Genomic DNA, 19,810 nt, shown 5'->3' on the forward strand with positions numbered 1-19,810 from the left:
CCATCCACCCGTCGAACCCTAATAAACGATCGGGTAGTTGTTCGTTTTCACGTTTGTGAGCGTTTATCGGCCGGGGTTTCGTTAAAACGGATGGCCCCGAGGAGCGGTCGATCCTACTCCGAGCCTTTTAGGCGGATAGCGCGCCAGGCTTCCGTGTGGACCCCGACCGGATCCCCGAGGAGTTCCCGGCACCGAGCTTCCGCGGGACACAGCAGCAGGCGCTCGCGGACGTTCGTGAGGCGTTCGCCGCGGGCAACGACGTCGTCTTAGTGCGCGCGCCGACCGGTAGCGGCAAGTCCCTGATCGCGCGGGCGGTGATGGGGGCGGCCCGCGAGGTCGCCGACGCCGCGCCCAGCGAGGCGACCGACGCGTACTACACCACGCCGCAGGTGTCCCAGCTCGACGACGTCGCCGGGGACGACCTGCTCGACGACCTGAAGGTGATCCGCGGGAAGTCGAACTACGACTGCATCCTCCCCGGCGAACACGACACCGCCGTCGATCGCGCCCCCTGCGTCCGGGAGCGCGGCTTCGACTGCACCGTCAAACATCGATGCCCGTACTTCTCCGACCGCGCGATCGCCTCCGCGAACCGCTTTGCCGCCATGACGCTGGCGTACTTCATGCAGACTGCGGGCTCGGAGGTGTTCCGCAAGCGCGACGTCGTCGTGATCGACGAGGCACACGGGCTCGCCGAATGGGCGGAGATGTACGCGACGATCGAGCTCACGGCAGACCGCGTCCCCGTCTGGAACGACGTGGGCGTCCCGGACGTCGAGCGCGACGCGGGGGCGGAGGAGGACGCCATCGACCGGACGGCGCGGTTCGTCGAGACCCTCCGAGGGGTCGCCGAGCGTGCGAAAGACGAGCTGGTGGGCCGATCGGAGCTGAGCCGCGAGGAGGTCGCCCGCCGCGACCGCTTACAGGAGCTGATCGGGGAGCTCGGCTGGTTCCTCGAGGACTACCGAGACCCCGAGTCGCCGACGACGTGGGTCGTCGACCAGCCGGACGGCGAGGGCGAAGCGATCACTATCAAGCCGCTCGATCCCGCTCGCTATCTCCGGCACACCGTCTGGGACCGCGGGAACCGGTTCGCGCTGCTGTCGGCGACGATCCTCTCCAAGGAGGCGTTCTGTCGCGGCGTCGGGCTCGACCCGGCGAACGTCGCGCTCGTCGACGTCGAACACACGTTCCCGCTGGCACATCGGCGGATATACGACGTGACACAGGGGCCGATGACGTACGAGCACCGCGAGGAGACGATCCCGCGGATCGCCCGGCTGATCGTCCGGCTGATGGCGGAACATCCCGACGAGAAGGGGCTGATTCACGCCCACTCGTACGACATCGCGAGCAGGCTCGTGGAGAGGCTCGGTGAGTTCGGCGTCGCCGCGCGCGTTCGACGACACACGAGCGGGAACCGCGACGCGGAACTGGAGACGTGGAAGGCGAGTTCGGACCCGGAGGTGTTCGTCTCCGTGAAAATGGAGGAAGCGCTCGACTTGCACGACGGTCTGTGTCGGTGGCAGGTGGTGTGTAAGGCCCCGTACCTCAACACGAACGACTCGCGGGTCGCACGCCGTCTGGAGGACGGACAGTGGGCGTGGTACCACCGCGCGGCGTTGCGGACCGTGATCCAGGCGTGCGGGCGCGTCGTCCGCTCGCCGGACGACTACGGCGTGACGTACCTCGCGGACGACTCGCTGCTCGACCTGTTCGAGCGTGCGCGGTCCGACACGCCGCCGTGGTTCCGCGATCAGATCGAGGCGATGACGACGCCGACGCTCCCCGAGTTCGACCCGGCCGCAGCGCTGGCCGGCATCGACGCCGAACCGTCCGGTCCGTCGCGGGCCGGGCGGTCGAGCACGGGGGCGGGCCCGACCGGGAGTTCGATCGACGGAGACGGGTCGGTCCCGGGCGGGACGTCGGCGGGCGGGACCGACGATACGGGGTCGACGACGCGGACGCGGTCGGAGGCGGACGCCGAACGCCGCGCGAACCATCCGCTCTCGGACGTCTGGGGCGACGGCTAGAAGCCGAGAGCGCGTGGGCGACGGAGGTTGGGGCGACCGATCCAGCGGCGTCGTTGCTGTCGACGTCGCTACGGCGTTGCTGTCGACGTCGCTACGGCGTTGCTGTCGACGTCGCCACGGCGTTGCTGTCGACGTCGCCACGGCGTTGCGCTCGATCGCAGTCGATTCGTGGTCGACGGGGACTCTTACAGGGCGCTGACGCCCCACGCGACCATGGAGCTCACCATGAGGAACGCGAAAAACAGCGCGAACAGCTGTTGTCTGTCCATACCCGAGTTCGACCGTCGAGACGCATAATTCCTGCGGGCTGTGACTGCCACACATTAAATACCACGGTTGTTCATCCATGCTACATAATATCGTATAAGGTGTATCAGGCCCCTCAAGGAAGTAGTAACCTTCATAATCCTTCAGAGTCCATCGACGAGTATGGCAACCAACGGGCTGTCGAGTGCGCTGACGCTGTACGGTGCGCGAACACTGACACTGTCCCAGGCGGCCACGCAGGCCGGTCTCAGCGAGGAGGAGTTCGTCGATCAGCTCGAACGGCGCGGGATCGAGGTCACCGACTCCGAACGGACCGCCGTGTTCGGCGGTGACCACACGGCACGCGCGGACTGACCGAACGCTCGACGACGAAGACGTCCGCGGACGCCGAGACGACCGAGGCGTGAACGGCTTCTCGAAGGGGGACGCCGGGTCCCATCGTGAACGGTTGGATTCAAGTCCGCCGGAGAGGTATCCGGTGGTATGCAACCGGGAGATCGCGTCCGCGTCGACCGCGGGGACGTCACGAACGAGGGCGTGCTGTTGCCGTCGACGACGAACGACCACCTCGTCGTCAAGCTGAACGGCGGGTACAACGTCGGTATCGACCGGGAGGCCGCCGACGTCGAGGTGCTCGAATCCGGCGCACGCGACGTCGACGACGACGCCGACGCGGGCGGCGGCGCGGCCTCCGAGATCACGTTCGACGACGACCTGCCGACCGTTTCGCTCATCTCTACCGGCGGAACGATCGCGTCGACGGTCGACTACCGAACCGGCGCGGTCACGGCGCAGTTCGACGCCGAGGACGTGCTGCGTGCGGTTCCCGATCTGGCGGGGCGCGCGAACTACCGCGGGCGCGTCGTCGCCAACATCCTCTCCGAGAACATGGACCCGACGATCTGGCGAGAGCTCGCCGACGCGGTGAGCGCGGAGATCGAGGCCGGCGCGGACGGCGTCGTCGTGATGCACGGGACGGACACCATGCAGTACTCCGCGTCCGCGCTCTCGTTTATGCTCGACTCGCCGGTTCCGATCGTGTTCACCGGGAGCCAGCGCTCCGCGGACCGTCCCTCCTCGGACAACGTGATGAACGCGGTGTGTGCCGTCGAGGCGGCGAAGGCGGACCACGCCGAGACGCTGGTCTGCATGCACGCGAGCCCCTCCGACGACGCCTGTGCGCTTCATCGCGGAACCCGCGTCCGGAAGAGCCACACCTCCCGGCGCGACGCGTTCGAGACCGTCGGCGCGAAGCCCCTCGGCGTGGTCGACTACGAGACGGCCAGCGACGCGGGCGCGGACGGCGACGTCGCGAGCGAGGCGATCGCGTGGAACCGCGAGCCCGCCCGGCGAGGGAGCCGGGACCTCTCGATCTCGCCGGACCTCGACCGAAACGTCGAGCTCGTCACGTTCACGCCGGGAATGGATCCCGCGGCGTGGGAGTACCTCGACGGGAAGACCGGCGTCGTGATCGAGGGGACCGGACTCGGCCACGTCCACACCGACCTGATCCCACGGATCGAGGAGCTGGTCGAGGCCGGGACGACCGTCGTCATGACGAGCCAGTGTCTCGAAGGTCGGGTCTGTGACCGCGTGTACGACACGGGTCGCGACCTGCTCGACGCCGGCGTCCTCGAGGCCGGCGACACCCTTCCCGGCACCGCGAAGGTGAAGCTGATGTGGGCGGTCGCGAACACGAACGACCCAGCCGAGACGATGCGTCGCGATCTGGCCGGCGAACTGACCGAGGAGTCACAGCCCTGGCGGTGACCGTGGGGCGATGAGCCGGATCACGATCCGCCGGGCTCGCCCGGACGACGCCGACGCGATCGCCGCGTTCACTGACGACACGTGGGGCGACCGCCACGAGGACTACATCCCACGAGTGTTCGCGGAGTGGGCACGGACGGACGGCGACGGGCAGCGGACGCTCGTCGCGACGCTGACCCGAGAATCGGCCGAGGACGTAACGGAGGCCGGTGCGGTCCGGTCCGAGACGCTCGTCGACGGCGACGGGACGGGTGCCGCGGCGGCCGGCGACCCGGAGGCGGTCGTCGGCTGTATCCAGGGCGTGTTGCTCTCGGAGTGGGAAGCGTGGGCACAGGGGATCCGCGTGAATCCGACGGTGCGAGGAGTCGGCGTCGGCACTCGCCTCACGGAGGCGGTGCTCGACTGGGCGCGGGAAGCCGGCGCAACGGTGTGCCGTAATATGGTGTTCTCGTGGAACGCCGCCGGGCTCGGTCAGTCGCGTGCGGTCGGATTCGACCCGACGACGGAGTTCCGCTTCGCGCGACCGGAGCCCGACCCCGACGCAGCGGCGGCGGCGCTCGACGACCCCGACCCCGACGGCGCGTGGGCGTTCTGGCAGAACTGCGACGCACGGGACCACCTCCGCGGGCTCGCACTTGATCCCGCGGAGAGCTGGGCCTGCTCGGAGCTCACCCGAGATCGGATGGCGACAGCGGCCGCCGAGGGCCGGCTGATCGCGGTCGGGGACGACGGCATCACTGGCTACGCGATACGGACCCGGATCGAGGAGCGCGAGACCGACGACGATGTCGAACGGCACGCGGTGTACGGCGTCGCCGCGTGGCGCGACACGGAGGCGGCCGGGACGCTGTACGACGCGATCGCTCGCGACGCTGCCGAGCGCGACGCCGACGCGACACGCGTTGTGATCCCCGAAACCGTCGGACACGTGAGCGACACGGCCGCCAACCGCATCGCAGTCGATGGGGAACCCGACTTCGTGATGAGCGCGGCCCTCACGGACCGGCTTCTCGACGCGAGCGAGTGAGACCGTTCCGCGCCGTTCAGTCTCTCAGACGATCAGACCGCCCTCGAGGACGTCGCGGGTCGGGATCGTCGCGTCGATGCGGGCGACCTCCTCCTCGATCGATATCTCGATGTCCCGCCAGAGACGGAAATTGTCACTCTCTCGAGTCCAGTCCTCGAGATCCCGCTCGCGCGGGTCGCGCTCGTCCTGGAACAGAACGGTCATCGACAGGTCGGAGTCACCGTCATCGAGCCCGATGGAGAACGCGATCCCGATCTGATTCCGGAACCGACCCCGCTCGGCGTTCGTCTCGTCCGGCGGCTCCTCGGTGACGCCGATGAAGTAATCACGGACCGTGGCCGCCTCCATCAATCGCTCGAACTCGGAGTCGACCGCCGCGTACCGTCGAGCCTCCCCGATCTGCGCGTCGATAACGTCCTCGACGGTGCGAACCGCGTCACCACCGTTCGGACCGCCCGCGACGAGGAGCGTCCCGTCCTCGACACCCATCGCGGTCCCGACCTGGTCGGCCTCAGCGTGTTCGTACAGTTCGTATCCCTCGTGTTCGGTGACGTTTCTGAACTCGTTGCGCTGGAGGTCAGCCTCGATATCCTCCGCGTCGAGATCGCCGGTCACCACGTCGAACCCGCGGCCACGGTAGCCGCCTTCACCTTGGACGATGCGGTCGATATCGTCGGCGTAGAGCCGTGTGAAATCGTAGTTCCGAACCATCGAATCGCGGTAGGACTGCCAGTCCTCTCTGGGGAGTTCGTCCGCGTGTTCGTCGAACGACGAAGGCGCCGTTGACCTCACGAAATACCGATCCGGTTCACCCGGGAGCAAGAACGGATCAGGGAGCCACGCGTTCACGGACTCCGTGCCGTCGTCCCCGAGACACCCCGCAATGCCGACTGTCGTTCCGACCCCTGCCGCTGCACCGTAGCGCAACACATCTCGTCGAGATGGCATGTTATTCTTCTCTAAATCAGTTGATATAATAGTTACGTTCTCACTATCAATTGACGCGATCGGAGCGACGGAAACGAAGCGCTCAATTCCGTCCGAGCGAACACGGAGGTATGTTCCCCGTCGTTTCGAGCGTCACTCTCCCGTGGTCGCTCCCGCTCACGCTCGCGATATACGGAATCGTGCTCGCGGTCGCCGTCTGGATCTATCGGGACGCGAAGGCGCGCGGAAGCGACCGTGCACTCGTCTGGTTTCTCGCGACGCTCGTGTTCACGATTCTTCCGGTGCTGTTATACATGTATCTCCACCGCGACGTCGGATCCACAGGTGGAGCGGACGGAGACGCGTAGCCACACGGGATGCGGTCGCGGTCGCTTCCGAGCGCGTTCGCTCCGCGGGTGAAAAGCGTGAAAAGCATCGTCATCGACCGTCGCGTGACGCGGCGGGCGAGGAGTTGCCGTTAGTTGCGGACGACGTTCGTCGCGCGGGGTCCCTTGGGGGATGATTCGATGTCGAACTCCACTTCCTGACCCTCCTCGAGGTCCGGGCCGCCGACGTCTTCCATGTGGAAGAATACGTCCTCGTCGTCGTCGAGATCGCCGTCGTCAGTCGAAATGAAACCGTAGCCGCCAGTGTCGTTGAAGAAGTCAACCTTACCGTTTGCCATTGCAAACAGACGTAGGGGCGTTTCCGGGATAACGCTTGCGAGGGTCAAGGTACCATGGATCGACGGGTGATCCGTCGATCGCGTGACCACCCTCGTCGTTGCCGCGAGCCGGGACGAGCGCTGTTGCGGTCCTCGACCGGGACGAGCACCGTTCGATCCCCGTCAGAGATCGATCACTGCCCGAGATGCGTGATGTCACGTCGGAGGGTGTACCCACGGGGGACCCCAACCGCCCCGAGACAGTCGTCACACAACACCTTCTCGTAGTTCCTGTTGGTCTCCTTTTCGAGCAGGGAGACGTCCGCAAGCAGGAACACCGACTCGCACCGGTCACACACCACCTTGTCGCCGTCAACGATCTTCATGTCGGTCAGCGGTGCTTCCAGCGGCGAGCATAAAAGCACCCGGACGGCGTTATCACTTCGTGTAGTGGGTCGCGAAAAATCGGATCGAAAGTCGGTGTCGACGCGGTCCGTGAGCGGCCGGCGTTAGCCGAACAGTTCGCCGAGACCCTCGCCGCCGTCGCCTTCGTCCTCGTCGTCGTCCTCCTCCTCTTCCTCGGCGGCCTCCTCGTCGGCGTCATCGTCGGCGTCGTCCCCGCCGTCGTCCGCGGCGGCACCGCCCGCGGCAGCGCCGGCGGCGGGAGCCGCGGCGGCCGTCTCGATCGCGTCCTCGATGTCGACGTCCTCCAGCGCGGCGACGAGCGCCTTGACGCGGGATTCCTCGACGTCGACGCCGGCGGCGTCGAGCACGCCGGTGATGTTGTCCTCGTTGATCTCTTCGCCAGTCTCGTTCAGGATGAGTGCAGCGTAAACGTATTCCATTGTTGTGTACCTCGTGTGTTATCCGAACATCGCGCCGAGACCCTCGCCGCCGTCGTCGCCGTCGTCATCGTCGGCGTCGTCGTCGGCCTCCTCGGCGTCCTCGTCTTCAGTTGCCTGTTCGTCCTCGTCGTCGCTCGCCGTCTCCTCCGGAGCCGGGGCGGCTTCGACGCCCTGTAGCTCCTCGGGGAGCGCCTCGTCGTCGTCGATCGCGGCGGCGAGCGCGCGCAGCTGCGCGTCGGCCTTCCCGACCAGGTCGGGGATGACGTCCGGGCTCTCGATCTCCGCGAACAGCGCGACGGACTTGGCCTCGCCGGACGCCTTCGCGAGAAGGGTTCCGGCGGTGCGGGCCGTCGGGTACTCGGCGTTGACCGAGAGGTTGCGCGCGGCGGCCGCGGCGGACTGGATGTCCGCGCGGTACTCGTCGACGTCGATCGCGAGCTCGTCCGGCTCGAACAGGACGCCCTCGGAGTAGACGCCCTTCAGATCGAGTCCGACTTCCTTCGGCTCGATGCCGAGCTCGGTCAGGACGTTCGCGAGGTCGTCGTCGACGACTTCGCCCTCCTCGAGCACCTTCGAGTCCTCGGTGACGACGATCGAGCCGTCCTGAATGCGGGCGGCCGCGCCGACAGTCTGGAGTTCGCCGACGAACGGTCCGGGGTCGACGCCGGTGTCGCCCTCGGGGATCACGACGTCGTTCGGCGCGACCTCGCCGGCGTTGATCGGAGCCGGGGTCTTCGAGGCTTCGAGCTGCTTGAAGAGACCGAACGGGTTGTCGTTGGTGCCGATGAGCGCGACCTGTCCGGCCACGTAGTCGGTCAGATCCTCGACGCCCTCGTCGACCTCCTCGAGCGCGCGAACGGTGAGCGTGTTGCGGCTCATCCGGACGTCCGCGGAGCCGTGCAGCTCGCGGCGCATGGCCTGAAGCTGTCGGCTCGGGATGCCGGCGACGCCGACGATCCCGACGGAGTTGAACGAGTCGATGAACGCGACGAGCTCGTCGACCTCCTCCCGTTTCCACTGCGGGATCGTCTCGGTCTTGCGGACCGAGCTCATACGGGCACCTCCTTCGCGGGACCCATCGTCGTTTTGACGTAGATCCCGTCGATGTTGAGCGGCCCCTTCTCGAGGTCGGCCTCGAGACGGCGGATGATGACGTCGATGTTGTCCGAGATGGACTCGGCGTCCATGTCGTCGGCACCGACGCGCGTGTGGAAGGTGCGACGGTCGCGCGACCGCAGCTGCACCGTGTTCTTCATCCGATTGACTGTGTCGACGATGTCGTCGTCCGGCTGCAGTGGGGTAGGCATCTTCCCGCGCGGACCGAGGACGGTACCGAGGTACCGACCGATGTCCTGCATCAGGTTGGCTTCGGCGATGAAGAAGTCGGTCTCATCGGCCAGATCCTTTGCGCGGTCGTCGTCGTCTCCAAGGTCCTCGAGGTCGTCGCTGTCAAGCACTTCATCAGCGACTTCCTGGGCGCGGACGGCGGTTTCACCCTCCGCGAAGACGACGATCTGTGTCTCCTGCCCCGTTCCAGCCGGCAGCACGACGGACTCGTCGACTCGATTCGACGGATCGTTGAGGTCGAGGTCTCGCAGGTTAATAGCGAGGTCCACCGTTTCGCGGAAGTTCCGCTCAGGGGCCTCTGTAAGCGCGAGAGTGACGGCCTCTTGTATTGTGTCTGCCATTTTTCACCTCCGTAGTACGCAGGTAGCTCCTACGGGTCAGTGAAACAGGCGAAGCCTGTCTCATCGGAGAGTGGCCCATGAGACGTTTAAAACCGTCGAACACCGCCCGCGCGTGTGAACCGGAGACAGGGACGATCGCTGCGGTCCACGACGAACCGAGTCGTGTCGATCGAGTCGGCCGCATCGATCGCGTCGACACCCGCCGCATCGATCGCGTCGACACCCGCCGCGTCGGCGGAGTCGTCACCCGAATACGACGCTCGTCGAACCCTCGTGTCGTCGTATAGGGGAACCCTTTTGCCGTCGCTTGCCGACGCTCGATCCAATGACCGAGGGTGGTGCGGCGTGACGATGGACGATCGCATCGAGGACCTGCGAGAGCGCCGTGAACGGGCCGCGAAGGGCGGCGGCGAGGACCGGATCGAGTCCCAACACGACAAGGGGAAGATGACCGCGCGCGAGCGGATCGACTACTTCCTCGACGACGGCACCTTCCACGAGTTCGATCGGTTCCGGACCCATCGGAACCACAAGTTCGGGATGGAGGAGACGAAGCTTCCGGGCGACGGCGTCGTCACCGGCTACGGCGAAGTGAACGGCCGGAAGACGTTCGTGTTCGCGCACGATTTCACCGTGTTCGGCGGCTCGCTCGGCGAGGTGTTCGCCGAGAAGGTGTGTAAGGTGATGGATAAGGCGATGGACGTCGGTGCGCCCGTCGTCGGGCTCAACGACTCGGCGGGCGCGCGGATTCAGGAGGGCGTCGCCTCGCTGGGCGGGTTCGCGGAGATCTTCCGACGCAACACCGAAGCGTCGGGCGTGATCCCGCAGATCTCGGCGATCATGGGCCCGTGTGCGGGCGGCGCGGTGTACTCCCCGGCCATCACGGATTTCACCTTCATGGTGAAAGACACCTCCCACATGTTCATCACCGGCCCGGACGTCATCGAGACGGTGACGGGCGAGCAGGTGAGCTTCGAGGAACTCGGCGGCGCGGTCACCCACTCGTCGACGTCCGGCGTCGCGCACTTCGCGGAGGAGAGCGAGGAGGACGCGCTCGATCGGATCGCCCGACTGCTGTCGTATCTCCCCGCGAACAACGTCGAGGACCCGCCGCGGGTCGAGCCGTGGGACGACCCCGATCGCGCGTCCGAGGAGCTCGCGGAGATCGTCCCGAACGCGCCGCGGAAGCCGTACGACATGCACGAGGTGATCGGCGGGGTCGTCGACGAGGGCTCGTTCATGGAGGTCCACGAGAACTTCGCGAAGAACATCGTCGTCGGCTTCGCCCGGCTGGACGGCCACTCGATCGGGGTCGTCGCCAACAACCCACGCGTGAACGCCGGCACGCTCGATATCGAGTCGAGCCAGAAGGGCGCGCGGTTCGTCCGCTTCTGTGACGCGTTCAACGTCCCCATCCTCACCTTCGAGGACGTGCCCGGCTTCATGCCCGGCACGGACCAAGAGCACAACGGGATCATTCGCCACGGCGCGAAGCTGCTGTACGCCTTTTCGGAGGCGACCGTTCCCCTCCTCACCGTCATCACCCGGAAGGCGTACGGCGGCGCGTACTGCGTGATGTCGTCGAAACACATCGGCGGCGACGTCAACTACGCGTGGCCGACCGCGGAGATCGCGGTGATGGGACCGAAGGGCGCGGTCAACGTGCTCTATCGAGAGGAGCTGGCTGACGCCGAGGACCCCGATGCGCGGAGACAGGAGCTCATCGACGAGTACCGCGAGGAGTTCGCGAACCCCTACTCCGCGGCCGACCGCGGCTTCGTCGACGACGTGATCGAGCCCGCGGAGACCCGCGCCCGCCTCATCGACGACCTCACCGTCCTGAAAGGGAAGCGCTCGAACAAACCCGAGAAGAAACACGGCAACATTCCGATCTGATGGCGACCGACTCCCCACCCGAGCGGACCGAGGCATCTCGTCCGGCCGACGACGTCGGTGACGGAGGCGACCACGGCGTCACGCTCGACGGGCTGTCGATCCCCGAATCCGCTGACGACGTCGAGGCGGCCGCCATCGCGGCCGCGGTCGCCGCCCACCTGCGCGATCGCGAGGCGGCCGCGGCGGCCGACGGCGACGACGACCCCGACTGGACCGGGAAGCGGTGGGCGTTCGCCGGGCGAGTCGAGCGGCTTCAGGGGCGAACCGTTCGCGTCCCGGACGGTGCGCCGACCGATCCGTGGACTGCCGCCGGACGAAGCGATCGACTCTAGCTCCGACCGCCGCCCGCGATCGGAGCGGAGCGGTCCCTTTATCGGCCGAGCGACCGAGCTATCGGCCATGCAGGTGAAATCACGCCATCATCTCCGCAGCGACGACATCGACGAGATCCGCGACGAGGTCGCCGACGGGCTCGGCGTCGACATCGACGGTGACAGCTTCGAGTTAGTCGAGTTCGTCGACGCCGACTACGAGGTCGTGTTGGTCGACGGCGACCCGCTCGTGTTCTACGTCGACGACGACCCGTTCCTGACGGTCCGGGGTGCGAACGCCTACGAGCCCGAGACGGGGATCGTCGTCGTCGACGCGGGTGCGATCTCGTTCGTCTCCGACGGGGCGGACGTGATGCGTCCCGGCATCGTCGAGGCCGACCGAGGGATCCGCGAGGGCGATCTGGTCGTGATAGCCGAGGAGACCCACGAGAAGGTGCTCGCCGTCGGACGCGCCTTGGTCGACGGCGACGGAATGGTCGGCGACGAGGGGAAGGTCGTCGAATCGATCCACCACGTCGGCGACGACCTCTACGAGTTCTCGATCTGAGTCGCCGGGACGGTCGACACCGTTTCGACCGCAGTCGCCGGGACGGGCCACGCCTTTTAACCCCGTTCCCGCCGAGTCGTCGAACGATGACTCGGATCCGGGCGATGAGCTACAACGTTCGTTACGCCAATCGGAACGACCACCACGACGCCTGGTACGCCCGCAGGGACGCCGTCGCCGGTCTCGTCCGGTTCCATCGCCCCGACGTCGTCGGGTTCCAGGAGCCGTTGCCCGGGCAGCGCGACGATCTCCGGGAGCGGCTCCCCGAGTACGCGTTCGTCGGCCGCGGACGACGCGCGAACGACGAGGGCGAGGGGTGTCCCGTCGCGGTCCGAACCGACCGATGGACGATCGTCGACGACGGCACCGTCTGGCTCTCGGAGACGCCCGAGGAGCCCTCGATCGGGTGGGACGCGTCATACCCGCGGATCGCTACGTGGGCCCGCGTCGAGCCACGAAACGCCGAGGAAGCCGGCGGCGGCCCGGATCGGCCGTTCCTGGTCGTGAATACCCACTTGGACCACGAGGGAGCGCGTGCCCGCGAGGAGGCCGCCCGGCTGCTTCGAGAGCGGATCCCCGATCTCGTCGACGACGGCGACGACGGAGGCGGCAGCGGAGACGGTGACGGCACACGCGTCGAGAACGACGTCGCCGGTTCGACCGAACGCGGGGGGCATCCTAACGGCCCTTCGGTCGTCTTGTTGGGGGACTTCAACTGTACCGCCGGCTCGCCGCCGCACCAAATACTGACGGACCCCGACGCCCCGGAACGAGAGATTTCGTTCCGGGACGCGGCCACGGCCGCCGACGTTCGCCACGGACCGACGACGAGCATCACCGACTTCGCGGAACTGATCGACGGTCGTCGGATCGATCACGTCCTCGTGTCTCCCGACGTCGATGTCGAGGCGTTCGCGCCGCTCGCGGATCGCGACGACCGCGGCCGATACCCCTCCGATCACCTCCCGGTGCTCGCCCGGCTTCACCGATAAGCAGTCCCCCGCACCGGCGACGCTCGCTCGCCCGCTCCCGGGTTGCGACGACGCCGTCGTAGGTCCCCGATTACGACGACCCCGTCGTTACTCCTCGGCAGCGGAGATGTCGTCCCGTTCGTACGCCTCCTCGTACTTGGCCATCGCGTCCGACCAGCCTCGGGTCGCCGTCTCGAACGTCTCCCGGAGGTCGGCTATCGGGGTCTCGGTGGCGTCGACGCGGAGGTCGTTGAAGTAGGGATCGCTGAGCGTCCCCGCCTCCGTGTTGACCACCTTCAGCGCGGCCGACTGGACGGTGAGGTCCTCGCGTTTGTCGCCGCCGGCCTCGTGGCCGGCCGCGAGCGCGTCGATCAGTCGGTCGGCGAGCGGCGCGTCCCCGTGGGCGTTCGACTCGTACGCGGTCGCGACCTCGTCGATCACGTCCTCGCCGGTCAGGAGGTTGCCCGCGACCGTAAAGTTCTGTCCGACCTCGTGGCCGTACCACTCCTTGCAGTCGTCACCGGAGAACGCGAACGTCCCGTCGGCGTCGACGCCGTGGAGCTGGCGACCTGCGCTCCCCTCGTCGGCGTTTAAAAGCGCCTGCAGCGCGTCGTCGACCGCGAGCCCGTCCGCGAGGTACGCCAGTCCCTTGCGCCCGAGTTCGACGTTGGTGAGCGACTGCGTCGCGATCGCGCCGTGTTCGGACGCGAACGGACACAGCGTGCCGACGCCCGGGAGCCGGGTCGTCACCGCGACCCCGAACCGGTGCTGCTCGTCGCCGTCGTCGTCGGTGTAGCGCTCGCGCACGCAGATGCTGAACGTCATACCGATCCCTCCGACCGCGATCCGCAAAAGGACTGGCGAACGCGGCCGTGGTGTGCACGCGAACACGGCGATGGAGGTCCGATCGGGACACAGACAGTCGAAACCGTCCCTACGTCCCGTCCGTCTCGGCGATCACGTCCGAAACGATCGCGAGCGTCGACTCGGCGTCGTCGACCCGGTCGTGGATCCGACCGGTACGGATCAGCGCGAGCTCGTCGGCGTCGAGCGCGTCGTGAACCTCGGCCGCACGACGGAGCGTTTCGTACTCGTCGGAGCGCGCGAGGTCCCGGACCGACCGGAGCGTCACGACCGTCCCCTCGTCGGCGAACCGGGAGACGAGCGGGACGAGCTCGTCGATCTCGTAGGCCAACTCGTCGCCCGGTCCCGGCGGCCACGCGAGCGTGAACGGCTCCCCGTCGAGCCGCTCGAGGTACGTCCGGTGCACCGCGACCGCGGTGCGGAGCGCGCCGGGGTCGTCGACGTAGTGGTCGAGCTTCGAGGCGGAGTAGTCGGCGTACTCCAACAGCGCCGTGAGCGGTTCCTCGCCCGCGGCGTGGTCGTCGACGTACTCGCGGAGGTCGGCGGGCGGTACGTCGACGTCGACGAACGGCGTCCGGTCCGCCCGTTCGAGGAAGTCGAACACGTCACGCGCCGGTTCGGACTTCCGGAACGACCGGAACGCCTCGCGGACCCCGTCGTTGTACTCGACGACCGGGCCACGCAGACGGTCGAGGTCGACGCCGAGGTCCGCATCCGTCATCCCGGCGATCTCCCGGAGATCGTCGAGGTGATCGGTGAGCCGATCGCGGGCACCGACGGCCGCCTTTCGGGCCGCCCTGTACTCGTCGACGGCGTCGTCGCGGTCGGTCAGGAGGTCGACGTACTCGCCCGCGGGTTCGAGCGCCTCGCGGGCGGCAGCGAAGTCGCTCTCCGAGAGCCGACGCTTCTCGACGGCCTCGTCCGCGTCGGCGAACGCCGCAGCCGCGAGCGCGTCGTCGTCCACGTCAGTTGCGGACGCGAACGCTCCCTCGAACCGGACGTACGAGCCGAAATCGCCGGTCCCGACCGCGTCCTCCTCGTACTGGTCGAGCACTCGGTGGGCCCGTCGATACGCGTCCGCGGCGGCCTCCACGCGGGACTCCCCGAGGTCGTCGATCCGTGCGTCGATCCGCGAGAGTTCGTCGTAGCGCTCGCGGAGTTCCGCGGCCGCCTCCCCGGCCGCACGGACGGGGTCGGAGGCGTCAGAGACGTCGGAGGCGTCGACCGGGCCGTCTCCTCCGTCGCCCATCAGTACACCTCGTCAGGGTCGAACACCCGTTCGCCGACGTGCTCGCCGTCGATCGTCCGGTAGAAACACGACCGATGTCCCGTGTGACACGCCCCGACCGACTGGTCGACGACGTACAGGAGGGTGTCGGCGTCGCAGTCGACGCGAACCTCCTCGACGGCTTGGGTGTGCCCCGACGAGCCGCCCTTGTGCCAGAGCTCCTCCCGGGACCGGGAGTAGTAGTGCGCCTCTCCCGTCTCCCGAGTGCGTTCGAGCGCCTCCGGGGAGACGTACGCGAGCATGAGCACCGCTCCCGTGTCGGCGTCCTGTGCGATCGCCGGGACGAGCCCGTCCTCTCCGAAGTCGACGTCTATCTGCTCGGGTGCGTCCGCGTCGCCGGCGCGGTCCGGCTCCGTGTCGACGCCGGTGGCGTCGGTGACGTCGGTGTCGGCGTCCGTCATGTCTCCGGAAACGCCGGGGCCGCGAATAGGCCTTGTGCCTGCGAACGGTTTCCACACGCGTGCGGTCATCGAAAGTGTTCGAGGGTTTATGTGAGAACTCGATGGAGTTCCCGATCCGGGACCGGAAAACGTGACTGAATCAAGGGGGACGAACCGTTCGGTTGGCTACGACGCTCCCTACCGGCTCCGTTGAAATCCTCTGTACGTGATACATTTTGCCCGTTACGGCCAGCACAGACACAGCGCCGATCGATGGCGGGAGTGGGTGTTGCAGGTCGTCGGTCGCGATGTAGTATTTAAACGGCCGTGAGCGACGGCGACGGGTCCTTATAAACGAACTATGCGGTGGCGCGCGCCCGTGAGCGGCCGTCAGGCCGCGAACGGCCTCGCGCGAGGGAGTCAGGGGCGGTCGCCGAGCGGTTCCGGCGACCGCCCCTGACGAGGCTGGGGAGGTGTGAGGCGCGGTGCCGTGCGGGGTGGGACTCAAAGGGGCAGCCGCGAGGGCGAAGCCCGCCGCAGTAAGCACCGCAGCGAGCGACGCGAGCGAGGCGCGCAGCAAGGCGCGCGAGTCGTCGCGGCTGGGGCTTTGCAGGCGTTCATCGTCGATCCGAGCGAGACCGCTTATAAACACCCGCCAGCAACGCCCCAGTTCCACATATAAACTCCCGCGCCACCGATCTGATTCACGTACTCCCGCTATCGATCAAGAAGCACTCTTCAGCGACCGTCTGTTTCACGCTGTACCGCTGCATTCGACTGTTCCCTAGGCGTGAGCCCGCACGCTCTCCGGCGTGGTGGGAGCACTCACCATCGACATGCTTGCTCGGGGGATTTGATAACACATCGTGAGCCGAGTGCTCCCGGACTGCGATCCATCGCACGTCCTGACACACCTCGCCAAGCGACTCCGTGCGGCACGGTTCGGACTCGGTGAGAAACTCCCGAGCGGTCACCAGCGGAAGACCCGCCTCAACATGGTGATCGAGAACTTAGCAGGTCGGTGGGACGGTCATCGTCGTCCTCGACGCGATCGGCGCTATCGGCGACGAGGCGGTGAGGTCGGCTGCGACCGCTCAGAACGTGAGGATCTCGTAGTCGTCGTCGACGAGCGAGCGGATGCTCGGGTGGCCGTCGTACTCGTCGAGGGTGACGAGTCCCGAGTCGGCAACGGCGTCTTCGACGCCGAACGCGCCAGAACAGAAGTCACAGACTGCGGCATCGTCGCGGACCGCTTGGTAGAGCTCGTGGTAGTCGCTCTCCTCGTCTTCGAGCTCCGGGATCCACTGGGTCCCGGCGCCGTCGAAGATCAGTTCGAGCTCGTCGCCCTCGGTCTCGGCGAACTCCTTGGCGGCCTCCAGTCCGTTTGCGAGGCGACCGTAGTCGGCGTGCGATTCGTTGCCGGCGAGAATCACGATTGCTGCTTTTGCCATCGTACCCGTTAATATTTACCACCCGTACATAACCCACACGCGGGTGTGTGTCCGGAACGTCGACTCGTCATGTGATAGCGTGTCACCGACGATTCAGCGCCCCCAGCGCTCGTGTGTATCACGGACAGTCGTTCGCGCCGAACGAGCGCGGGTCTGACCCCTGATCGACCCACCGGATCTCGCCGTCGTCGAGATCGACCACGGCGGCGACCCCGCCGTACCCGTGCGTCTGGTCGTGGCCGCGAACGACGACGCAAGACACATCGTCGGGAACGTCGACGGTGTCGGACCGCGTGAACGGCTGTTCGGTGTGCGCGTGGAGCAGTTCCCGACGACCGAGGCGCGTCCCATCGAGCTGCTCGATCTGCCACCAGTTCGCGTACCCCTCGTCCGTCGTCGTCGTGATGGAGCGTCACGTCGAACGCGTACCCCTCGTCCGTCGCCTCGAACGCGACTGCAACGACGTTTGCCTCTCGGAGGTCGAGGTCGTCTCCGGCGGGCGGCTCCACCGTAGCGCCGTTCTCGCCGTCCGATTCCGTTCCGCCCTCGCCGTCCGATCCCGTTCCGCCCTCGCCGTCGGAGTCGTCGGTTGTCGGGGCGGACCCACCGTTGTCGGCGCAACCGGACAGCGCGACGAGCACGGGTCCGCTCGCGAGACCGGCCAACAGTCGGCGGCGAGAGACGGGCTTCCGTCTGACCATGGGAGCGATTCGGCGCTGAGGCGAAGAACTCACCCCCGACGGGCGGTCGTCGCGCTCATCCGTGATGGTGGTGGTCATGTCCGCCTCCGCCCCGGGAGAACTGCCCCGAGAAGGCCCGATCGACCACCTCGGAGAGCGCGGGATGGATGTGGACCGCGTCGCGGATGTCCGCGACCGTCCCCGAGCCCGCGGTCATCGCGACGACGACCTCCTCGATCAGGTTCGACGCCTCAGGGCCGATGATGTGACACCCCTCGATGGTGCCGTCGAGGTCGATGAGCACCTTCACGAACCCCTCGGCGTGCATCGCGCTGCCGCGGGCCGTGTCGGCGTACGCGTACGTGTTGGTGGCGTACTCGGCGTCCGCCTCGCGGAGGTCCTGCTCGCGCGCGCCGACGCCGGCGACCTCGGGTGAGGCGAACACCGCGAACGGCATCGCCGAGTAGTCGACCGGCTCCGGCTCGTCGCCGAGTAGGTTTCGAACGACCGCCTTCGCCTCGTGGTTCGCGCCGTGTTTCAGTAGGTACTCGCCGACCACGTCGCCGAGCGCCCACACGCCCTCGGCGTCCGTCCGGAGGTACTCGTCGGTCTCGACGAAGCCGGCCGCGTCGGTCTCGACTCCCGTCGCATCGAGGTTCAGTGCGTCCGTGTTCGGGCGGCGACCCGCGGCGACGAGCAGTGCGTCGCCCGCGACGGTCACGTCCTCGGCCTCGTCGGGCGCACCGACGGTCTCGCCGCCAGCGCGTACTGAGCCGGCCTCGGGGTACGGCCGAGCCTCGACGGTGACCTCACCGTCGGACTCGTCGGCCGCGACGGCCTCGTACCCCGAGTACACGTCGAACCGGTCGGCGTAGCGGTCGGTAAAGGCCTCGCCGACCTCCTCGTCGGCCTCCGGAAGGAGGTGTTCACGCCGGCCGACGATCGTCACGTCGCTGCCGAACGTCTCGAAGAAGTGGCCGAGCTCGGCCGCGATGTATCCGCCGCCGACGATCACGAGGTGGTCCGGCGGCGTCTCCAGCCGGAGCGCCTCCGTGCTCGTAAGGTAGTCCACGTCCTCGATCCCGTCGATCGGCGGGATAGCGGGGCGCGTGCCCGTGGCGATCAGGACGGTGTCGGCCCGCAGCGTGGTGCCCTCGTCGTCGCCCTCGACGATCTCGACCGTGCGGTCGTCGACGAACCGTCCGGTTCCCGAGAACAGGTCGTGGGCCTCGGAGGACGTGAGCCCCCTTCGGATCGACTCGGAACTGCCCGAGACGTCCTCGTTGACTTTCCGGACGATCTCCGCGAAGTCGACGTCGGTCACCTCGGCGTCGATCTCGAACGCGCCCGCGCTCTCTATCGTCTCCATCACGTCGGCGTGGTACAGCAGCCGTTTCGAGGGGATACAGCCGCGGTTGAGACACGTGCCGCCGAGCCGCCCTTCCTCGACGACCGCGACGGAGTTCCCTCGCCCGGCCATCGCGTTCGCGACGTCCAGTCCCGATCCCGACCCGATAACGAGGAAGTCGAACTCCTGCATGGTCGGCTCAACGGCGGCCAGCGTCATCAAAGCCCGTAATGGTGCCCACTGCACGCGACCGATCGGAGGGAGGAGGACGAGACCGCCGGAACGGAATCCTCCCGTCGACGGGATATTACCGGTCCGGCCCGACGATCCACACATGTCCGAGAACGACTCCGCCGCCCGGCTCGTCGGTATCAACCACGTCGCGCTGCCGGTCGGCGACGCCGAGGCGGCGCTCGAGTTCTACGAGTCGGTGTTCGAGTTCGACGTGCGGGGCCGCAGCGACACCGGGGTCTTCCTCGACATGGGCGACCAATTTCTTGCGCTCATGGAGACGGGAGACGAGGCCGCCGGCGAGAGTTCGATCGACGACCGCCGCCACGTCGGGCTCGTCGTCGACGATCGGGCGGCCGTCGAGCGCGCCCTCGACGAGCTCGGCGTCGAGATGCTCGCCACGGGCGGGCTCGACTTCCATGACCCGTGGGGGAACCGGGTGCAGATCGTCGCGTACGAGGACGTCCAGTTCACGAAGGCGGACCACGTCCGCGAGGGCTTGGGCCTGTCCGCGCTCGAGAAATCGGCGACTGCACTCGCCGAGCTCGCGGAGAAGGGGATGGCACCCGAGGAGTGAGGGACGACCGACGCGCCGCGTGTC

Annotated in this window: 21 protein-coding genes and 1 pseudogene; 10 read left to right on the forward strand and 12 right to left on the reverse strand. The window is 67.4% G+C overall.

Translation table 11 applies throughout. From position 1 onward, the window contains the following. Nucleotides 1-155 precede the first annotated feature (155 nt). The 4 genes from ACNSN7_RS05235 (at nt 156) to ACNSN7_RS05250 (ending at nt 5,097) form a co-directional block, all read left to right on the forward strand. Nucleotides 156-2,033 (forward strand): helicase C-terminal domain-containing protein, encoded by a 1,878-nt coding sequence (locus ACNSN7_RS05235; protein ID WP_418281175.1) that lies wholly within the window; start codon nt 156-158, stop codon nt 2,031-2,033. Nucleotides 2,034-2,462: 429 nt separating this feature from the next. Continuing rightward, nucleotides 2,463-2,654 (forward strand): DUF7317 family protein, encoded by a 192-nt coding sequence (locus tag ACNSN7_RS05240; protein WP_418281176.1) that lies wholly within the window; start codon nt 2,463-2,465, stop codon nt 2,652-2,654. A gap of 129 nt (nt 2,655-2,783) precedes the next feature. Then, nucleotides 2,784-4,070, forward strand: coding sequence for a Glu-tRNA(Gln) amidotransferase subunit GatD (gene gatD / locus ACNSN7_RS05245; protein ID WP_418281178.1), 1,287 nt, complete (start codon nt 2,784-2,786; stop codon nt 4,068-4,070). A gap of 10 nt (nt 4,071-4,080) precedes the next feature. Further along, a complete protein-coding gene (locus ACNSN7_RS05250; RefSeq protein ID WP_418281179.1) occupies nt 4,081-5,097 on the forward strand; it encodes a GNAT family N-acetyltransferase in 1,017 nt (338 codons plus the stop codon). A gap of 24 nt (nt 5,098-5,121) precedes the next feature. On the opposite strand, the gene ACNSN7_RS05255 is transcribed toward ACNSN7_RS05250, so the two are convergent. Continuing rightward, the gene (locus ACNSN7_RS05255) at nt 5,122-5,889 is read right to left on the reverse strand and encodes a hypothetical protein (protein ID WP_418281181.1); all 768 of its coding nucleotides are present in this window, start codon (nt 5,887-5,889) and stop codon (nt 5,122-5,124) included. Nucleotides 5,890-6,155: 266 nt separating this feature from the next. On the opposite strand from ACNSN7_RS05255, the gene ACNSN7_RS05260 reads away from it, so the two are divergent. Then, nucleotides 6,156-6,392 (forward strand): hypothetical protein, encoded by a 237-nt coding sequence (locus ACNSN7_RS05260; RefSeq protein ID WP_418281182.1) that lies wholly within the window; start codon nt 6,156-6,158, stop codon nt 6,390-6,392. A 110-nt stretch (nt 6,393-6,502) separates the two neighbouring features. On the opposite strand, the gene ACNSN7_RS05265 is transcribed toward ACNSN7_RS05260, so the two are convergent. The 5 genes from ACNSN7_RS05265 to ACNSN7_RS05285 all read right to left on the reverse strand — a co-directional run bounded on the left by ACNSN7_RS05265 (nt 6,503) and on the right by ACNSN7_RS05285 (nt 9,221). Further along, nucleotides 6,503-6,709 carry a cold-shock protein gene (locus tag ACNSN7_RS05265; protein ID WP_418281183.1) on the reverse strand — a complete coding sequence of 69 codons (207 nt, stop codon included), beginning with the start codon at nt 6,707-6,709 and terminating at the stop codon, nt 6,503-6,505. Between the two features lie 173 nt (nt 6,710-6,882). Continuing rightward, nucleotides 6,883-7,074, reverse strand: coding sequence for a hypothetical protein (locus ACNSN7_RS05270; RefSeq protein WP_418281184.1), 192 nt, complete (start codon nt 7,072-7,074; stop codon nt 6,883-6,885). A gap of 123 nt (nt 7,075-7,197) precedes the next feature. Further along, nucleotides 7,198-7,533: a 50S ribosomal protein P1 gene (gene rpl12p / locus ACNSN7_RS05275; RefSeq protein WP_418281185.1), complete on the reverse strand. Its 336-nt coding sequence runs from the start codon at nt 7,531-7,533 to the stop codon at nt 7,198-7,200. Nucleotides 7,534-7,551: 18 nt separating this feature from the next. After that, nucleotides 7,552-8,586, reverse strand: coding sequence for a 50S ribosomal protein L10 (locus ACNSN7_RS05280; RefSeq protein WP_418281186.1), 1,035 nt, complete (start codon nt 8,584-8,586; stop codon nt 7,552-7,554). Then, a complete protein-coding gene (locus ACNSN7_RS05285; protein WP_418281188.1) occupies nt 8,583-9,221 on the reverse strand; it encodes a 50S ribosomal protein L1 in 639 nt (212 codons plus the stop codon). Before ACNSN7_RS05285 ends, ACNSN7_RS05280 begins: the two co-directional genes overlap by 4 nt. A gap of 351 nt (nt 9,222-9,572) precedes the next feature. Between ACNSN7_RS05285 and ACNSN7_RS05290 the strand changes: the two genes are divergently transcribed. From ACNSN7_RS05290 to ACNSN7_RS05305, 4 genes are all read left to right on the forward strand, one after another. Then, entirely contained in the window at nt 9,573-11,117 is a 1,545-nt protein-coding gene (locus ACNSN7_RS05290; protein WP_418281190.1) for an acyl-CoA carboxylase subunit beta, read from the forward strand. Next, a complete protein-coding gene (locus ACNSN7_RS05295) occupies nt 11,117-11,449 on the forward strand; it encodes a DUF8022 family protein (RefSeq protein WP_418281191.1) in 333 nt (110 codons plus the stop codon). Before ACNSN7_RS05290 ends, ACNSN7_RS05295 begins: the two co-directional genes overlap by 1 nt. A 67-nt stretch (nt 11,450-11,516) precedes the next feature. Next, nucleotides 11,517-11,996, forward strand: a complete 480-nt coding sequence (locus ACNSN7_RS05300; protein WP_418281192.1) for an RNA-binding protein — start codon at nt 11,517-11,519, stop codon at nt 11,994-11,996. A gap of 86 nt (nt 11,997-12,082) precedes the next feature. Next, complete coding sequence (locus ACNSN7_RS05305) at nt 12,083-12,988, forward strand: endonuclease/exonuclease/phosphatase family protein (protein ID WP_418281193.1); 906 nt, start codon at nt 12,083-12,085, stop codon at nt 12,986-12,988. Between the two features lie 87 nt (nt 12,989-13,075). On the opposite strand, the gene ACNSN7_RS05310 is transcribed toward ACNSN7_RS05305, so the two are convergent. The 6 genes and pseudogenes from ACNSN7_RS05310 to ACNSN7_RS05335 all read right to left on the reverse strand — a co-directional run bounded on the left by ACNSN7_RS05310 (nt 13,076) and on the right by ACNSN7_RS05335 (nt 19,170). Then, nucleotides 13,076-13,792 carry a DUF1028 domain-containing protein gene (locus tag ACNSN7_RS05310; RefSeq protein WP_418281194.1) on the reverse strand — a complete coding sequence of 239 codons (717 nt, stop codon included), beginning with the start codon at nt 13,790-13,792 and terminating at the stop codon, nt 13,076-13,078. A gap of 109 nt (nt 13,793-13,901) precedes the next feature. After that, nucleotides 13,902-15,080: a DUF7118 family protein gene (locus tag ACNSN7_RS05315; protein WP_418281196.1), complete on the reverse strand. Its 1,179-nt coding sequence runs from the start codon at nt 15,078-15,080 to the stop codon at nt 13,902-13,904. Next, nucleotides 15,080-15,520 (reverse strand): phosphoribosyl-AMP cyclohydrolase, encoded by a 441-nt coding sequence (gene hisI / locus ACNSN7_RS05320; protein WP_418281197.1) that lies wholly within the window; start codon nt 15,518-15,520, stop codon nt 15,080-15,082. The genes ACNSN7_RS05315 and hisI overlap by 1 nt, the downstream gene beginning before the upstream one ends. A gap of 1,073 nt (nt 15,521-16,593) precedes the next feature. Continuing rightward, nucleotides 16,594-16,950, reverse strand: coding sequence for a hypothetical protein (locus tag ACNSN7_RS05325; protein WP_418281198.1), 357 nt, complete (start codon nt 16,948-16,950; stop codon nt 16,594-16,596). A 118-nt stretch (nt 16,951-17,068) separates the two neighbouring features. Then, nucleotides 17,069-17,651 (reverse strand): annotated as a pseudogene (locus tag ACNSN7_RS05330) (hypothetical protein). Nucleotides 17,652-17,706: 55 nt separating this feature from the next. Beyond that, nucleotides 17,707-19,170 (reverse strand): dihydrolipoyl dehydrogenase, encoded by a 1,464-nt coding sequence (locus ACNSN7_RS05335; protein WP_418281200.1) that lies wholly within the window; start codon nt 19,168-19,170, stop codon nt 17,707-17,709. Between the two features lie 142 nt (nt 19,171-19,312). Between ACNSN7_RS05335 and ACNSN7_RS05340 the strand changes: the two genes are divergently transcribed. Then, nucleotides 19,313-19,786, forward strand: coding sequence for a VOC family protein (locus tag ACNSN7_RS05340; protein ID WP_418281202.1), 474 nt, complete (start codon nt 19,313-19,315; stop codon nt 19,784-19,786). The last annotated feature ends 24 nt before the right edge of the window (nt 19,787-19,810 follow it).

Source organism: Halorubrum rarum, from assembly GCF_048380895.1.
Lineage (GTDB): Archaea > Halobacteriota > Halobacteria > Halobacteriales > Haloferacaceae > Halorubrum.

Coding starts and splice junctions, on each gene's coding strand:
- gatD (WP_418281178.1), top strand. CDS start 2,784: ATGCAACCGGGAGATCGCGTCCGCGTCGACCGCGGGGACGTCACGAAC.
- ACNSN7_RS05290 (WP_418281190.1), top strand. CDS start 9,573: ATGGACGATCGCATCGAGGACCTGCGAGAGCGCCGTGAACGGGCCGCG.
- ACNSN7_RS05325 (WP_418281198.1), bottom strand. CDS start 16,950: ATGGCAAAAGCAGCAATCGTGATTCTCGCCGGCAACGAATCGCACGCC.
- ACNSN7_RS05280 (WP_418281186.1), bottom strand. CDS start 8,586: ATGAGCTCGGTCCGCAAGACCGAGACGATCCCGCAGTGGAAACGGGAG.
- ACNSN7_RS05270 (WP_418281184.1), bottom strand. CDS start 7,074: ATGAAGATCGTTGACGGCGACAAGGTGGTGTGTGACCGGTGCGAGTCG.
- ACNSN7_RS05295 (WP_418281191.1), top strand. CDS start 11,117: ATGGCGACCGACTCCCCACCCGAGCGGACCGAGGCATCTCGTCCGGCC.
- ACNSN7_RS05315 (WP_418281196.1), bottom strand. CDS start 15,080: ATGGGCGACGGAGGAGACGGCCCGGTCGACGCCTCCGACGTCTCTGAC.
- ACNSN7_RS05285 (WP_418281188.1), bottom strand. CDS start 9,221: ATGGCAGACACAATACAAGAGGCCGTCACTCTCGCGCTTACAGAGGCC.
- ACNSN7_RS05335 (WP_418281200.1), bottom strand. CDS start 19,170: ATGCAGGAGTTCGACTTCCTCGTTATCGGGTCGGGATCGGGACTGGAC.
- ACNSN7_RS05300 (WP_418281192.1), top strand. CDS start 11,517: ATGCAGGTGAAATCACGCCATCATCTCCGCAGCGACGACATCGACGAG.
- ACNSN7_RS05340 (WP_418281202.1), top strand. CDS start 19,313: ATGTCCGAGAACGACTCCGCCGCCCGGCTCGTCGGTATCAACCACGTC.
- ACNSN7_RS05265 (WP_418281183.1), bottom strand. CDS start 6,709: ATGGCAAACGGTAAGGTTGACTTCTTCAACGACACTGGCGGCTACGGT.
- ACNSN7_RS05305 (WP_418281193.1), top strand. CDS start 12,083: ATGACTCGGATCCGGGCGATGAGCTACAACGTTCGTTACGCCAATCGG.
- ACNSN7_RS05250 (WP_418281179.1), top strand. CDS start 4,081: ATGAGCCGGATCACGATCCGCCGGGCTCGCCCGGACGACGCCGACGCG.
- ACNSN7_RS05310 (WP_418281194.1), bottom strand. CDS start 13,792: ATGACGTTCAGCATCTGCGTGCGCGAGCGCTACACCGACGACGACGGC.
- hisI (WP_418281197.1), bottom strand. CDS start 15,520: ATGACGGACGCCGACACCGACGTCACCGACGCCACCGGCGTCGACACG.
- ACNSN7_RS05260 (WP_418281182.1), top strand. CDS start 6,156: ATGTTCCCCGTCGTTTCGAGCGTCACTCTCCCGTGGTCGCTCCCGCTC.
- ACNSN7_RS05240 (WP_418281176.1), top strand. CDS start 2,463: ATGGCAACCAACGGGCTGTCGAGTGCGCTGACGCTGTACGGTGCGCGA.
- rpl12p (WP_418281185.1), bottom strand. CDS start 7,533: ATGGAATACGTTTACGCTGCACTCATCCTGAACGAGACTGGCGAAGAG.